We start from the raw sequence: 14,071 nt of genomic DNA, 5'->3' as shown, positions 1-14,071 counted from the left end.
GCAGATTCCCGCAGGATGGCGTAACATGAACGCTTGGGACAAGAAGAGGGAGAGACAGGCATGTCAAAGGACAACTCGGCACAGGATCCGCTCGATTTCGTGCGTAGCATGTGGAACAACATGGGCTTTCCATTGCCCGGCATGGTTGCGCCCACGCTCGACCTCGACGAACTCGACAAGCGCATCCAGGACTTGAAGGCGGTCGAGCACTGGCTCAAGATGAACCTCAACATGTTGCAGATGACGACCCAGGGGCTGGAGATGCAGCGCGCTGCGGTGGCGGCGGTCAAGGCCATGAGCGAACATGCCGCCGAACAGACCACGGAGGCCCCCAAGGCGGATGAACAGAGTCCGTTCGCATCCGCGGCGATGTGGCCGTGGAACTTCATGAATGCGCAGACTCCGGCGGCCAAGAGCGACGAGGACACGGCCGCCGGCGCGCAGGCGAACGGCGACGCCAAGGCCGAGGGCAAACCGCGTCCACGCGCGCCGTCGCGAAAGACGAACGCCGATCAGAAATAATCGCAACTGCCACATCGGATGCTCGCGCGCCCGGCCCAGCGATTGCAGCACTGGAGGGCCGCTCCGGCGGCGAGCGAAGCGCTCGACAATCCGGCCGCTGGCGCGCGCCGGATCAGATCACCTTCAGGGCGCGCAACGCATGAATCTGGCCGGGGCCGAGACCGATTTCCGCCAGCAATTCATCGTTGTCGGCACCTGGTGATCGAACCACCGCCGCTTCGTCCGCAACGAAATCGGACATCGTGACGAAGGGCCCGAAGTGGCGCACGCCATCGATGTCACGGACCATCTGTCGTGCCCGCAGTTGAGGATCGCTCAGCGCTTCCTCCGGACGGAGGACCGGCGTCACGCAGCAATCCACCGAATCGAACACGGTACGCCACTCGGCCCGGGATCGACGGCGGAACACGTCTTGCAGCTCCGCCCTTGCCCAGGCACCCGTCTCACCGCGTGCCAGATGAAAGGGCTTGAGATCGGGACGCTGCAGCGTGTCGCACAGCAGCTGCCAGAACTTCTCCTCCAGCGCCCCGACCGCCATATGCGCCCCGTCGGCCGTCTCATACACGCCGTAGCACGGCACGCCCCCGTCGAGCAGGTCTTCGCCACGCGGACGCGCTGCGCCATGCGCCAGCACTTCCAGCATCGGAAAGATGCCGTGCGCGAACGTGGCGTCGGTCATTGCGACATCCACATGTCGTCCCTGCCCGCTCGCACGGGCGTCGATCACGGCGACCAGCATGCCGAACAACGCACTCAGCGTACCCCCCAGCAGGTCCCCGATCTGCAGGTTCGGGATCGCCGGCGCACCACCGGCCGTGCCGATCTGATCGAGTACGCCGGCGTAGCCGATGTAATTGATGTCGTGCCCGGCCCGCTGCGCATAGGGCCCGGTCTGTCCATAGCCGCTGATGCTGCAATACACGATGCGTGGATTGACGGCCGCGACCTGCTCATAAGCCAGTTCCAGCTTCGCCATGACGCCCGGACGGAAGCCCTCGACCAGCACGTCCGCGGACTCGACCAGACGCAGGAAGACGTCCCGTCCAGCCGCCTGCTTGAGGTCGAGTCGGACATTCTTCTTGTTGCGGTTGATCAGGTCGTAGAAGAAGCTTGAATCGCCATTCATCGCCCCCATGCTGCGGGCATAGTCTCCGGCGCCGGTGTCCTCTATCTTGATCACCTCGGCGCCATAGTCGGCCAGATGCTGTGTCGCCAGCGGGCCGGGCAGCAACCGCGTGAGATCGAGCACGCGCAATCCGGCCAGCGGCTTGGCCCGGACGGCGCCGACGTCCGTCATCGCGTTCACTCGTACTTGCGGACGTCGTCGATGACCTTTCCGTCGTTCGCCAGCGAACCGGGTTCGCAGAACCTCACCTCGCCGCGCAGCTTGGTCATCTCACGCATGCTGTCGGCGATCGCCCGAACCAGCACGTCGTCGCCGCCAGCTGCGAGTTCGCAATTGAGCGTCATGCGATCGTTCATGTCCGGATTATCGACCACCAGGCGCGCCCGTAAGATCTCCGGATGCCGCTTGACCACCGCCGCGACCTGACCCGGGTGCACGAACATGCCCTTGACCTTGGTGGTCTGGTCGGCGCGCCCCATCCAGCCCTTGATCCGGGTGTTGGTCCGCCCGCAGGGTGACACCCCCGGCAGGATGGCGGACAAATCCCCGGTGCCGAAGCGGATCAGCGGGTAATCGGGATTGAGCGTGGTCACCACCACCTCACCGACCTCACCTGCCTCGACCGGATCGCCCGTACCCGGACGTACGATCTCGAGGATGATGTCCTCATCCAGCACCATGCCCTCGCACGCCGAGGTTTCATACGCGATCAGCCCGATGTCGGCCGTGGCATAGGCCTGGTATGCGGTGATGCCACGCGCAGCGAACGCGTCGCGGACGCTCGGCGGAAAGGCCTCACCCGACACGAAGGCCTTCGTTAAGCTCGCCTTGACTCCCATCTCCTCGGCCTTGTCGAGGATGATGCGCAGAAATGACGGCGTGCCGGTATAGGCGCTGGGCTGCAGGTCGGCGATCGCAGCGACCTGCTGCTCGGTCTGGCCGACCCCGGCCGGAAAGACCGTGCATCCCACCGCATGGGCCGCCGTCTCCATCATCGAACCGGCGGGCGTGAAGTGATACGAGAAGGTGTTGTGCACCAGATCACCTTCGCGAAAACCGGCGGCGAACAGCGCGCGGGCGAGTCGGTAATAGTCCGGTCGCGCCGCCTCGGGTTCGTACAGGGGGCCAGGCGATGCGAACACGCGCCGACACTCCCTGCCCCACTCGACCGTCGCAAAGCCCCCGAACGGACGCGCGCCCTTCTGCAGTTCCAGCAATTCGGACTTGCGGGTCACCGGCAGGCGCGCCAATGCGTCGCGGCTACTGACAGCGGCGGGTTCCACGTCGACAAGCAGCTTCGCGAACGCTGGCGCATTCGCCTTTGCGTGAGCGAGCTGCAGCGGCAGGCGTGTCAGCAGATCATGCTCCCGCTCGGCCGGATCGCGGGTTTCTCTGGTGTCGTAGAACATCATCCGTATTCCTCTCGCGTCGATTGTCCCCACGCGCATCAACTTCGGTACCTTTGGTTCCGCGCGGCCTGACGAGCCCAGGTGCAACGAAGGCAAAAGCAAGCGACGGGCGGCAGGCCAAGGCGCAGGGCCGCGCCGTTTGCTGGTGGCAAACAAGCGGGCCTGCAACGCCGGCGTGCCGTTCGTCGCGCCGCTTTTCAGGAGAGCCAGCGCTTGCGGCGGCGGTAGTGCTTGACGTCCCGGAAGCTCTTGCGCCCTTCGCCCGACAGGCCCAGGTAGAACTCCTTGACGTCTTCGTTGTTGGCGAGATAGTCGGCATCGCCTTCCATCACGATGCGCCCGTTCTCCATGATGTAGCCGAAGTCCGAATAGCGAAGCGCCACCATCGTGTTCTGCTCGGCGAGCAGGAAGCTGACCTGCTCCTTGGTGTTCAGATCCTTCACGATCTCGAAGATCTCCTCGACGATCTGTGGCGCAAGGCCCATGGACGGTTCGTCCAGCAGGATCATCTCGGGCTTGGCCATCAGCGCCCGTCCGATCGCGCACATCTGTTGTTCACCACCGGACGTGTAACCCGCCTGGGAACTGCGACGTTCCTTCAGGCGCGGAAAGTAGTGGTAGACCTTGTCCAGGCTGTTCTTGAGCTCGGCGCGCGAGATCCTTCGGGTATACGCACCGGTCAGAAGGTTCTCCTCGATGGTGAGGTGGGCGAAGCAATGCCGCCCCTCCATCACCTGAATGACGCCGCGCTTGACCAGTTCGTTCGGGGTCAGCCGCTCGATGCTGTCGCCCTGGAACTCGATGTTGCCCTTGGTCACGTCCCCGCGCTCGGCGCCGAGCAGGTTCGAGATCGACTTGAGTGTGGTGGACTTGCCCGCGCCGTTGGCACCGAGCAGTGCAACGATCTTGCCTTTGGGCACCTGCAGCGAAACCCCCTTGAGGACCAGGATGACGTGGTCGTAGATGACCTCGATGTTGTTGATGCTGAGGTAGGGCGCCGTGTTTGCGTCGGTCGCGGAAGTTGTCGTGGCTGTGTTCATTGTGCTGTCTTCGCCTGTTGTCTCCATCCCACCTCCCCGGAAAAGCCGAGAGAGGGTCTGCAGGGCACCCGTTGCGGGTACCCTGCAGACCTCCCCACGGATGGGGAAGCCTGCACGGGGAGAGCCTTCGCGCTCCCCGAAGGTTTGCGCGTCTTACATTTCCTTGGAGCAGTCGCGCAGCGTAATGCCCTTCTCGGCCGCATAGGCAGTCGCGGACGCCTCGATCATCGGCCGCACCAGCGCCTGGTCGCTCTCGACCCAGTCGGTGATGACGTTCCACTTGGTGCCGTCCCACTGCTGGAACTTGACCATCCCGGAACCTTCGTGGTTTTCGCAACTGGTCTGCAGCGGCGGCAGGAAACCCTCTGCGCCGAGTTCGACCAGACGCGCATCGTCGATGTCCAGGTTTTCGAAGCCCCACCGCACCTCTTCCGGCGTCAGAGCGCGCCCGGAGCCAAACTTCTCCTGGGCCTTGCGAATCGCCTCGACGGTGACGATGCCATGCACCACGCCACGGTTGTACAGGACGCCGCCGACGCGGGACTTGTCTTCCATGTTGCCCTTGTTGTTGGCGTAGACATGCTTCTCGATCTCCTGGATCACAGGGAAGTCACGACCGGCCACGTTGAAGCCCGCGGCGATGTAACCCTTGGCACCGTCACCGACCGGGATCACGTCCTCCTCGGCGCCGGACCACCACACCCCGACGATCTTGTCGCGCGGGAAACCGGTACGCGATGCAGTCCGGATCGCAGTCGGGTTCATCACGCCCCAGCCGCGCAGGATGACCCAGTCCGGACGCTCCTGGCGGATGCGCAGCCATTGCGACTGCTGCTCGTTGCCCGGGTGGGCGACCGGGATATGGATGATCTGGAACCCGTACTGCTCAGCCTGCGCATTCAGCACCGGGATCGTCTCGTTGCCATAGGCCGAATCGTGATGCAGGTTCACGATCTTCTTGCCGCGCAGGTTTTCCATGCCGCCTTCCTGCTGGCCGATGAACTTGATCTTGGCCGTGTTCTGCGACCAGTAGGTCGTGATCAGCGGGAATACCCACGGGAACACCCGGCCATCCGCCGCATCGGTGCGACCATAGCCCATCGTGACCAACGGGATCTTGTCCTCGGCAACACGATCCAGAACCGAGTATGTGATACCGGTCGACAGCGGCTGGAACACCGTGTTGCCGGTGGAACCGCGGTTCTTCATGCGCTCGTAGCACTCGACGCCACGTGCGTTGTTGTACTCGGTTTCACACTCTTCCCAAACGAGCTTGACGCCGTTCACCCCGCCGTCACGCTCGTTGAGCATCTGCATGTAATCGATCCATCCGCCGTACAACGCGGTACCGCCCGCTGCATAAGCGCCGACGCGGTAGCTCGGCAGACCGATGTATTGCTCCTGGGCCACCGCGTATCCGGTGGTGAGCAGACCCGCGACGGTCGCTCCGAGCATCAAGCTTTTCTTGAACTGCATGTGAATGCCTCCTCTTTTATGTGCTGCCACTGGTGAAACACTGTCGACCGACGGCCCGGAATCGGACCACCGGATGAAACAATCTTAGTGCGGGAAGGGCCAAAGGCGCAGCTTTTCCTTCGCGATTTGCCACAATCGGGCAATCCCGTGCGGCTCGACGATCAGGAAGAAGATGATCAGCGCACCGAAGATGATCAGTTCCAGGTTGGCCGAGACGTTGGCCGGCACGAAAGACCCGATCGACGAATGCATCATGACGTTCAGGAACACCGGCAGCAGCACGATGAAGGCCGCGCCGATGAACGAGCCCAGGATGGATGCGACGCCGCCGATGATGATCATGAACAGGATGCGGAAGGACAGATCCAGGTTGAAGCCTTCCGGTTCGACCGTACCGAGGTACATGTAGGCGTACAGCGCGCCGGCGATACCGCAGTAGAAGGACGAGATCGCGAAGGCCTGAAGCTTGGTATGCATCAGACGGATACCGATGACCTCGGCCGCAACGTCCATGTCACGCACCGCCATCCATTTGCGGCCGGTCGAGGAGCGCACCATGTTCTTCGCGAGCAGCGCCAGCACCGTCACGATCGACAGCGTCAGCAGGTATTTCATCACCGGCGACTGGAACTCCATGCCGAGAATGCTCACGTGCTGTGCGGTGATCACACCGGATGACGAGTAGTTCGAGAACCACCCGAACTTGACCAGCGCCCACACGATGAAGAACTGCGCCGCCAGCGTCGCGACCGCGAGGTAGAAGCCCTTGATCCGCAGACTCGGCAGGCCGAACAGGATGCCGACCACGGCTGCGCAAGCCCCGCCGAGAATGATGGCCACCAGGAAGGGCATGCCATCGATTCGCAACATGAAATTGTAGGTCCCGAACGCGCCGACCGCCATGAAGGCTGCCGAACCGAGCGACAGCTGACCGCAATAGCCGGTCAGGATGTTCAGGCCGAGCGCGGCAAGCGAGAAGATCAGCACCGGAATCAGGACGGCCTGCAGCCAGTACTGGTTCGCGATGAACGGTACCACCAGGAAGAAGAACGCGAGCGTCGCCCAGAATCCGATCTGGTCCTGGCGGATCGGGAAGATCTGCTGATCCTGTTGATAACTGGCCTTGAACTGGCCGGCTTCACGATAAAGCATGTGTTGTCTCCGAAATCGTTGTCGTCATGCCGGTCGATCAGACGCGATCGATGTGCTTCTCACCAAAGAGCCCTTCCGGCCGGAACAGCAGGAACAGCATCGCGAGAACATACGGGAACCAGCCCTCGATCCCACCGCCGACGAAGGGTCCGAGATAGACCTCCGCGAGCTTCTCCGAACCCCCGATGATCAGACCCCCGATGATCGCCCCGGGCACCGAGGTGAAGCCACCCAGAATCAGCACCGGAAGCGCCTTCAGCGCAGTGAAGGTCAGCGCGAACTGCACGCCGTTGCGTGCGCCCCAGATCAGACCGGCCACCAGCGCGACGAAACCCGCGACACTCCACACGATCGCCCAGATGTGCTTGAGCGGAATACCGACCGACAGTGCGGCCTGGTGGTCATCGGCCACCGCCCGCAGTGCCCGGCCGATCTTGGTGTATTGGAACAGAAGCGCCAGAACGATGAAGAGCACGAGCGCAATGCCAGCCGCGATGACGTCGAACTTGGAGACCAGCATATTGAAGTTGTCCATCAGGAGCATCACCGGCTCGTCGTCGATACCGAGACTCAGTCCCCGCACCTGCGTGCCCCAGATTCCCTGCGCAACCCCTTCGATGAAGAAGGTCAGGCCGATGGTCGCCATGAACAGCGTGATCGGCGGCTGGTTGACCAGATTGCGCAACACCACCTTCTCGGTCGCGATGCCGAGCACGATCATAGACGACAACGCAAGGATGAAGGCCAGCCAGAAATTCGCCGCACTACCCTGCTCGAGCCCGGTCCAGCCAGGCAGTACTTCGGTGAAGCCGACGAAGGTCAGCGCGGCGAAGAACACCATCGCGCCCTGCGCGAAGTTGAACACACCCGAAGCCTTGAAGATCAGTACGAAACCGAGCGCGACCAGGGCGTACAGGACACCCGACAGCAGGCCAGCGATCAGCACCTCTAAAAAGAAAGTCATTGTTGTCTCCTCGTTTCCCTCTGGACCTGGTCAGTGCGACGTGCCCAGATAGGCGTCGATCACCTGCGGATCGTTCTTGACTTCGTCCGGCGTCCCGTCGCCGATCTTCTTGCCGTAATCCAGCACCACGACCCGATCGGAGATATCCATCACCACCCCCATGTCGTGTTCGATCAATACGATGGTGGTGCCATAGTGATCATTCACATCGAGTACGAAACGGGACATGTCCTGTTTTTCCTCGACGTTCATGCCGGCCATCGGCTCGTCCAGCAACAGCAGCGTGGGCTCGGCCGCCAGCGCGCGCGCCAGCTCCACGCGCTTCTGCAGACCGTAGGGGAGTCGTCCGACCGGCGTCTTGCGGATGCTCTGGATCTCGAGAAACTCGATGACCTCCTCGACCTTCTTGCGATGCTCGATCTCCTCGCGCTGGGCCTTTCCCCAGAACAGCGCGTGATGCAGGAAGTTGGTCTTCATCATCAGGTTGCGACCGGTCATGATGTTGTCCAGCACGGTCATACCCTTGAACAGCGCGATGTTCTGGAATGTGCGGGCGATCCCCTGCGAGGCAGCCATATAGGGCTCCATCTCGCGGCGCTCTTCGCCCCGAAAGATGATCTTGCCTTCCTGCGGGTGATACACCCCGTTGATCACGTTCAGCATCGAACTCTTGCCGGCCCCGTTCGGACCGATGATCGCGCGGATCTCGTGTTCGCGCACGTTGAAGCTGATGTCGGTCAGCGCCTTGACGCCGCCGAAGCGCAGCGAGATGTTTTGCAGGTCGATGATGACCTCGCCGAACTCTCTTGTCATGAATGCTTCTCCCTCAAGCGGCCTGTTTACCGGACTGACTCGGGAACGTCTTCACGTCCTGGATCCGCAGCGTCGCGGCGACCTTGCCGGTACGGCCGTCTTCGTATTTCACCTCGGTCTCGATGTACTGACTGTCCTTGCCACCGTACAGCGCATCGACCAGTATCGCGTAGCGTTCCATGATGAACTTGCGACGTACCTTGCGGGTACGGGTCAACTCGCCATCATCGGCGTCGAGTTCCTTGTGCAGGATCAGGAAGCGCTGGATCTGCGAGCGGCTCATCATGGGGTCGGACGCGAGATCCGCATTGACCTTCTCGATGCCGTCACGAATCAGTTCATAGACCGCGGCTTGCTGGGCCAGATCGGTGTAACCGGAGTAACCCAGACCCTTGCGCTCGGCCCAGTTGCCGACCGCCTCGAGATCGATGTTGATGAACGCAGTCACGAAGTCACGATCGCTGCCGAAGGCCACTGCTTCCTTGATGTGCTGGAAGAACTTCAGCTTGTTCTCGATGAAGTTGGGCGCGAACATCGAACCGTCGGTCAGCTTGCCGACGTCCTTGGCGCGATCGATGATCTTCAGGTGACCGTCCTCGTCGAAGAAGCCGGCATCACCAGTCATGAAGTAGCCCTCTTCGTTCAGCGACTCGGCGGTCGCGTCCGGACGCTTGTAGTAGGACTTCAGCAGCATCGGCCCCTTGACCAGGATCTCGCCGTTGTCGGCAAGTTTGACCTCGACGAAGGGTGCCGGCTTGCCGACCGAGTCGAGCTTGATCTCTCCGTCCGGCTGAAGGCACACATAGGCGCAGGTCTCGGTCTGGCCGTAGAGCTGCTTCAGGTTGATGCCGATCGAGCGATAGAAGCGGAACAGGTCCGGACCGATCGCCGCGCCGGCGGTGTAGGCGACACGGACACGACTCATGCCGAGCACGTTCTTCAGCGGCCCGTATACCAGCAGGTTCCCTAGCCAGTACTGCAGCCGTTCGGCGGTCGACACCGGCTTGCCGTCGAGCAGTTCCGCGCCGCAGCGCTTCGCTACATTCATGAAGTGGGCGAAGATCTTGCGCTTGAACCAGCCCGCGTCTTCCATGCGGATCATCACCGTGGTCAGCAGGTTCTCGAACACGCGCGGCGGCGCGAAGTAATAGGTCGGACCGATCTCACGCAGGTCGGTCATCACGGTCTCGCCCGATTCCGGGCAGTTGATCGTGAAGCCGGCGTACATCGCCTGTGCGAACGAGAACAGATGATCGCCGACCCAGGCCATCGGCAGGTAGGACAGGATGTCCTCCTGATCGGTCAGCTTGTCGAACTGGGTGCCACCCTTTGCGGCCGCGATGAACGCGCCGTGCGTCTGGCACACACCCTTGGGCTTTCCAGTCGTACCCGACGTATACAGCATGATCGAGATATCGTCAGAGGCGCCCTTGTCGATTTCGCCGTTCAGGAAATCGGACTGGTTGCGGTCATGGATGCGCCCCATCTCCTGCAACTCGTCCAGACCCATCAGCAGCGTCTGCGTGTAATGGCGCATGCCGCGCGGGTCATCGTAGACGACATGCTCGAGAAGCGGCACGTCGGGCTGGATCTCGAGCATCTTGTCGACCTGCTCCTGATCCTCGACGACCGCGAAGCGGATCTCCGCGTCCTGGAGCACGTAGGCCATCTCCTCGGCCACGGCGTCCTGATACAGCATCACCGGAATGCCGCCCAGGCACTGGCAGGCCGCGACCGACCAGTACAGACGCGGCCGGTTATCGCCGATGACTGCCAGCCGGTCTCCGCGCTTGAAGCCCAGCTCGGCCAGCCCGCAGGCGATCGCCCGCACGTTCTCGGCGACCTCGGCCCACGTGTAGGTCTGCCAGATACCGTATTCCTTCTCGCGCATGGCGGGCCGGGTCGGCCGTACCTTGGCGTGATTCATCAGCAGCCGCGGAAACGTGTCGAGCGAGGTTTGCCCGGATGAGTCGGACATGCCCATTCCTCCTTTGGTTGATCCTTGTTCGTCGCGCAACCCGGGCCGTGTTGTTGTTTGATTCCGGGCGCAAGCCCCGGGGACTCGCAGCGCATTCGGCAGTGAATCGCGATCAGGCCATTCACTACGTTCTGTGACAAAGTGGAGTTTCGCAGCGCATGTTTGCGCAACTGTTTGCGCAATGTATCGAATTGTGAAGACCTGGGACTTCAGCGCGATACATTCGGGATCGCTGCGGTAAACGGCGAACGGCGCCGCGGCGCCGTTCGCGTCTTCGCGCTTCAGCCGACGATCACATGCTGCGCCGATACTGCCCGCCCACCTCGTACAGCGCGCTGGTGATCTGCCCCAGCGAGCAGTGACGTACCGCATCGACCAGCACCTCGAACACGTTGCCGTTGTCGATCACGGTCTGCTGCAGCTTGGCTTGCCACTTCGGCGCCTCGGCCTTGTTTCGTGCCTGGAAATCGGCCAGACGCTTCAGCTGCGACTGCTTTTCTTCCTCGGTCGAACGCGCCAGTTCGATCTCCTGTTGCGCGCTGCCCTTCGGATTGAGAAAGGTGTTCACGCCGATGATCGGGTAGGAGCCGTCGTGCTTCTTATGCTCGTAGTACATCGACTCCTCCTGGATCTTGCCGCGCTGGTAACCGGTCTCCATCGCGCCGAGCACACCGCCACGGCTCGCGATCGCCTCGAACTCCTTCAGCACCGCCTCCTCGACCAGGTCGGTGAGCTCGTCGATGATGAAGGCACCCTGGTTCGGATTCTCGTTCTTGGCCAGGCCCCATTCACGGTTGATGATCAACTGGATCGCCATCGCGCGGCGCACCGACTCCTCGGTCGGCGTCGTGATCGCCTCGTCATAGGCGTTGGTATGCAGCGAGTTGCAGTTGTCGTAAATCGCGATCAGGGCCTGCAGCGTCGTGCGGATGTCGTTGAAGTCCATTTCCTGCGCATGCAGCGAGCGGCCGGAGGTCTGCACGTGATACTTGAGCTTCTGGCTGCGCTCGTTCGCGCCATACTTGTTCTTCATCGCGACCGCCCAGATGCGGCGCGCCACGCGGCCGATCACCGAGTACTCCGGATCCATGCCGTTGCTGAAGAAGAAGGAGAGATTCGGAGCGAAGTCGTCGATGTGCATGCCGCGCGCCAGATACGACTCTACATAGGTAAAACCGTTTGACAGCGTGAACGCGAGCTGACTGATCGGGTTCGCACCGGCCTCGGCGATGTGATAGCCGGAGATCGACACCGAGTAGAAATTCTGCACCTGGTGGTGCACGAAGTATTCCTGGATGTCGCCCATCATCTTCAGCGCGAACTCGGTCGAGAAGATGCAGGTGTTCTGCCCCTGGTCTTCCTTCAGGATGTCGGCCTGCACCGTGCCGCGCACCGTCGACAGCGTCCAGGCCTTGATCTTCTGCAGTTCGTCTTCGGTCGGTTCGCGCCCGTTGTCGACCTTAAACTTCGCGACCTGCTGATCGATCGCGGTGTTGAAATAGAAGGCGAGGATGATCGGCGCCGGACCGTTGATCGTCATCGACACCGACGTCGTCGGTGCGCACAGATCGAAGCCGTCGTACAGGACCTTCATGTCGTCCAGCGTCGCGATCGACACACCGGAGTTGCCGATCTTGCCGTAGATGTCCGGACGGGGATCCGGGTCGCAACCGTACAGCGTGACCGAGTCGAAGGCGGTCGACAGCCGGTGCGCCGGCATCCCCTCGGACACCCGCTTGAAGCGGCGGTTGGTGCGGAACGCGTCGCCCTCGCCGGCGAACATGCGGGTGGGATCCTCGCCTTCGCGTTTGAACGCGAACACGCCCGCGGTGTAGGGGAAAGAACCCGGGACGTTCTCCTTCATCAGGAACTTCAGGCTTTCACCGTCGTCGTCGAAACTGGGCAGCGCGACCTTGCGGATCTTGCTGCCGGACAGCGATTCGCTGGTGAGCTTGGTGCGGATCTCCTTGTCGCGGATCTTCACGACATATTCCTCGGCCGCATACAGCTCCCTGGTCTTGGGCCACATGTCGAGGAGCTTGCGGGCAGCCGAGGTCAGCTCGCCGTCCTTCCAGTCGATCAGTTCGTCGAACGTTGAGAACTGAGGCTCAACCGCCTTGCCGCATTCGGCGAACAAGGCCTTGGCGATCCTAAGCGACTGACGCTCGCGCGCGACCCTCGCCTGCCGGTCGACCAGTTTGTGATAGTCGCGAACCGTATCCGCGATCTCGGCCAGGTAGCGGGTCCGCTCCGGCGGTACGATTGCGCGTCCGATCGACGACGCGCGGGTCGTGACCTTGGGCAGCTTGCCGGCCTTGACCTTGAGCCCCCTTTCGACCAGCCGCGGCAACATCGCCTGGTAGAGCGCGCTCACGCCGTCGTCGTTGAAGCGTGCGGCCATCGTGCCGAACACCGGCATCTCGTCGACCGGCGTGGTGAAGGCCTCGCGATTGCGCTGGTACTGCTTGCGCACATCGCGCAGCGCATCCTCCGCGCCCTTGCGGTCGAACTTGTTGATCGCGACGAAATCGGCGAAGTCGAGCATGTCGATCTTCTCGAGCTGGCTCGCCGCGCCGAACTCGGGGGTCATCACGTACAACGACAGGTCCACGAAGGGCACGATCGCCGCATTGCCCTGGCCGATGCCGGAGGTCTCGACGATGACCAGATCGAAGCCGGCAAGCTTGGTCGCCGCGATCACTTCGGGCAGCGCGGTCGACACTTCCGAACCGGTATCACGGGTCGCGAGCGAGCGCATGTAGATGTGCTCGTGCTCGATCGCATTCATGCGGATCCGGTCGCCCAGCAAGGCCCCGCCGGTACGCTTGCGCGACGGGTCGATCGAGATGATCGCGAGCTTGAGCCGGTCCTGCTGATCAAGACGGAAGCGGCGCACCAGTTCGTCGGTGAGCGAACTCTTGCCCGCACCGCCAGTGCCCGTGATGCCCAGGGTCGGCGCACCGAGCTTGGCCGCGGCCTCCTTGAGCACCTGCTTGACGTCGTCGCCGTAGCCGCCGTTTTCCAGCGCCGTGATCGACCTCGCGAGCACGCGACGGTCACCCGCCTTCAGCGCCTTGATCAGATCGTCCGCCTTCTTCGGCGCCTCGTGGGTCAGGTCGACATCGCAGCGCTGTACCACACTGTTGATCATGCCTTGCAGGCCGAGCTTGGCGCCATCGTCGGGCGAGAACACCTGGCTCACACCGTAGGCATGCAGTTCCTTGATCTCGGACGGAACGATGACGCCCCCGCCGCCGCCGAACACCTTGATGTTCTCGCCGCCGTTGGCACGCAGCAGGTCCATCATGTACTTGAAGAATTCGACGTGGCCGCCCTGATAGCTGGTGATCGCGATGCCCTGCACGTCTTCCTGCAGCGCGGCATTGACGATCTCGCCGACCGAACGGTTGTGGCCGAGATGGATGACTTCGGAACCGGTCGACTGCAGGATGCGCCGCATGATGTTGATCGAAGCGTCATGCCCGTCGAACAGCGCCGCCGCAGTCACGAATCGCACCTTGTTCTTCGGTTTGTAAGGGGTCAGTTTGTTGCTCACGCTGAGGTCGGTCATGTCTGTCTCTTCCGTTTGTT

At 62.3% G+C, this 14,071-nt stretch carries 10 protein-coding genes; 1 reads left to right on the top strand and 9 read right to left on the bottom strand.

Annotated elements, in window-relative coordinates:
- Positions 1-60 precede the first annotated feature (60 nt).
- Positions 61-522: a PhaM family polyhydroxyalkanoate granule multifunctional regulatory protein gene (locus ACKVEX_RS11140; RefSeq protein ID WP_473215802.1), complete on the top strand. Its 462-nt coding sequence runs from the start codon at positions 61-63 to the stop codon at positions 520-522.
- A 112-nt stretch (positions 523-634) separates the two neighbouring features.
- On the opposite strand, the gene ACKVEX_RS11135 is transcribed toward ACKVEX_RS11140, so the two are convergent.
- The 9 genes from ACKVEX_RS11135 to icmF all read right to left on the bottom strand — a co-directional run bounded on the left by ACKVEX_RS11135 (position 635) and on the right by icmF (position 14,051).
- Positions 635-1,819 carry a CaiB/BaiF CoA transferase family protein gene (locus ACKVEX_RS11135; RefSeq protein WP_473215801.1) on the bottom strand — a complete coding sequence of 395 codons (1,185 nt, stop codon included), beginning with the start codon at positions 1,817-1,819 and terminating at the stop codon, positions 635-637.
- Between the two features lie 5 nt (positions 1,820-1,824).
- Entirely contained in the window at positions 1,825-3,060 is a 1,236-nt protein-coding gene (locus tag ACKVEX_RS11130; protein WP_473215800.1) for a phenylacetate--CoA ligase family protein, read from the bottom strand.
- 194 nt (positions 3,061-3,254) lie between these two features.
- Positions 3,255-4,097, bottom strand: coding sequence for an ABC transporter ATP-binding protein (locus tag ACKVEX_RS11125; RefSeq protein WP_473215799.1), 843 nt, complete (start codon positions 4,095-4,097; stop codon positions 3,255-3,257).
- Between the two features lie 153 nt (positions 4,098-4,250).
- Entirely contained in the window at positions 4,251-5,573 is a 1,323-nt protein-coding gene (locus ACKVEX_RS11120; RefSeq protein WP_473215798.1) for an ABC transporter substrate-binding protein, read from the bottom strand.
- An 84-nt stretch (positions 5,574-5,657) separates the two neighbouring features.
- Positions 5,658-6,725 (bottom strand): branched-chain amino acid ABC transporter permease, encoded by a 1,068-nt coding sequence (locus ACKVEX_RS11115; RefSeq protein ID WP_473215797.1) that lies wholly within the window; start codon positions 6,723-6,725, stop codon positions 5,658-5,660.
- Positions 6,726-6,762: 37 nt separating this feature from the next.
- Positions 6,763-7,689 carry a branched-chain amino acid ABC transporter permease gene (locus ACKVEX_RS11110; protein WP_473215796.1) on the bottom strand — a complete coding sequence of 309 codons (927 nt, stop codon included), beginning with the start codon at positions 7,687-7,689 and terminating at the stop codon, positions 6,763-6,765.
- A gap of 30 nt (positions 7,690-7,719) precedes the next feature.
- Complete coding sequence (locus ACKVEX_RS11105) at positions 7,720-8,502, bottom strand: ABC transporter ATP-binding protein (RefSeq protein ID WP_473215795.1); 783 nt, start codon at positions 8,500-8,502, stop codon at positions 7,720-7,722.
- A gap of 13 nt (positions 8,503-8,515) precedes the next feature.
- Positions 8,516-10,480, bottom strand: coding sequence for an AMP-dependent synthetase/ligase (locus tag ACKVEX_RS11100; protein WP_473215794.1), 1,965 nt, complete (start codon positions 10,478-10,480; stop codon positions 8,516-8,518).
- A 292-nt stretch (positions 10,481-10,772) separates the two neighbouring features.
- Positions 10,773-14,051, bottom strand: a complete 3,279-nt coding sequence (gene icmF / locus ACKVEX_RS11095) for a fused isobutyryl-CoA mutase/GTPase IcmF (protein ID WP_473215793.1) — start codon at positions 14,049-14,051, stop codon at positions 10,773-10,775.
- Between the last annotated feature and the right edge of the window lie 20 nt (positions 14,052-14,071).

This window comes from Denitraticella aggregata, from assembly GCF_048158365.1.
Lineage (GTDB): Bacteria > Pseudomonadota > Gammaproteobacteria > Burkholderiales > Rhodocyclaceae > Azoarcus_F.
Note: the sequence above shows the minus strand (reverse complement) of the source record. Positions and strands in the feature narration are given on the sequence as shown.

Coding starts and splice junctions, on each gene's coding strand:
- ACKVEX_RS11140 (WP_473215802.1), top strand. CDS start 61: ATGTCAAAGGACAACTCGGCACAGGATCCGCTCGATTTCGTGCGTAGC.
- ACKVEX_RS11135 (WP_473215801.1), bottom strand. CDS start 1,819: ATGACGGACGTCGGCGCCGTCCGGGCCAAGCCGCTGGCCGGATTGCGC.
- ACKVEX_RS11130 (WP_473215800.1), bottom strand. CDS start 3,060: ATGATGTTCTACGACACCAGAGAAACCCGCGATCCGGCCGAGCGGGAG.
- ACKVEX_RS11125 (WP_473215799.1), bottom strand. CDS start 4,097: ATGAACACAGCCACGACAACTTCCGCGACCGACGCAAACACGGCGCCC.
- ACKVEX_RS11120 (WP_473215798.1), bottom strand. CDS start 5,573: ATGCAGTTCAAGAAAAGCTTGATGCTCGGAGCGACCGTCGCGGGTCTG.
- ACKVEX_RS11115 (WP_473215797.1), bottom strand. CDS start 6,725: ATGCTTTATCGTGAAGCCGGCCAGTTCAAGGCCAGTTATCAACAGGAT.
- ACKVEX_RS11110 (WP_473215796.1), bottom strand. CDS start 7,689: ATGACTTTCTTTTTAGAGGTGCTGATCGCTGGCCTGCTGTCGGGTGTC.
- ACKVEX_RS11105 (WP_473215795.1), bottom strand. CDS start 8,502: ATGACAAGAGAGTTCGGCGAGGTCATCATCGACCTGCAAAACATCTCG.
- ACKVEX_RS11100 (WP_473215794.1), bottom strand. CDS start 10,480: ATGTCCGACTCATCCGGGCAAACCTCGCTCGACACGTTTCCGCGGCTG.
- icmF (WP_473215793.1), bottom strand. CDS start 14,051: ATGACCGACCTCAGCGTGAGCAACAAACTGACCCCTTACAAACCGAAG.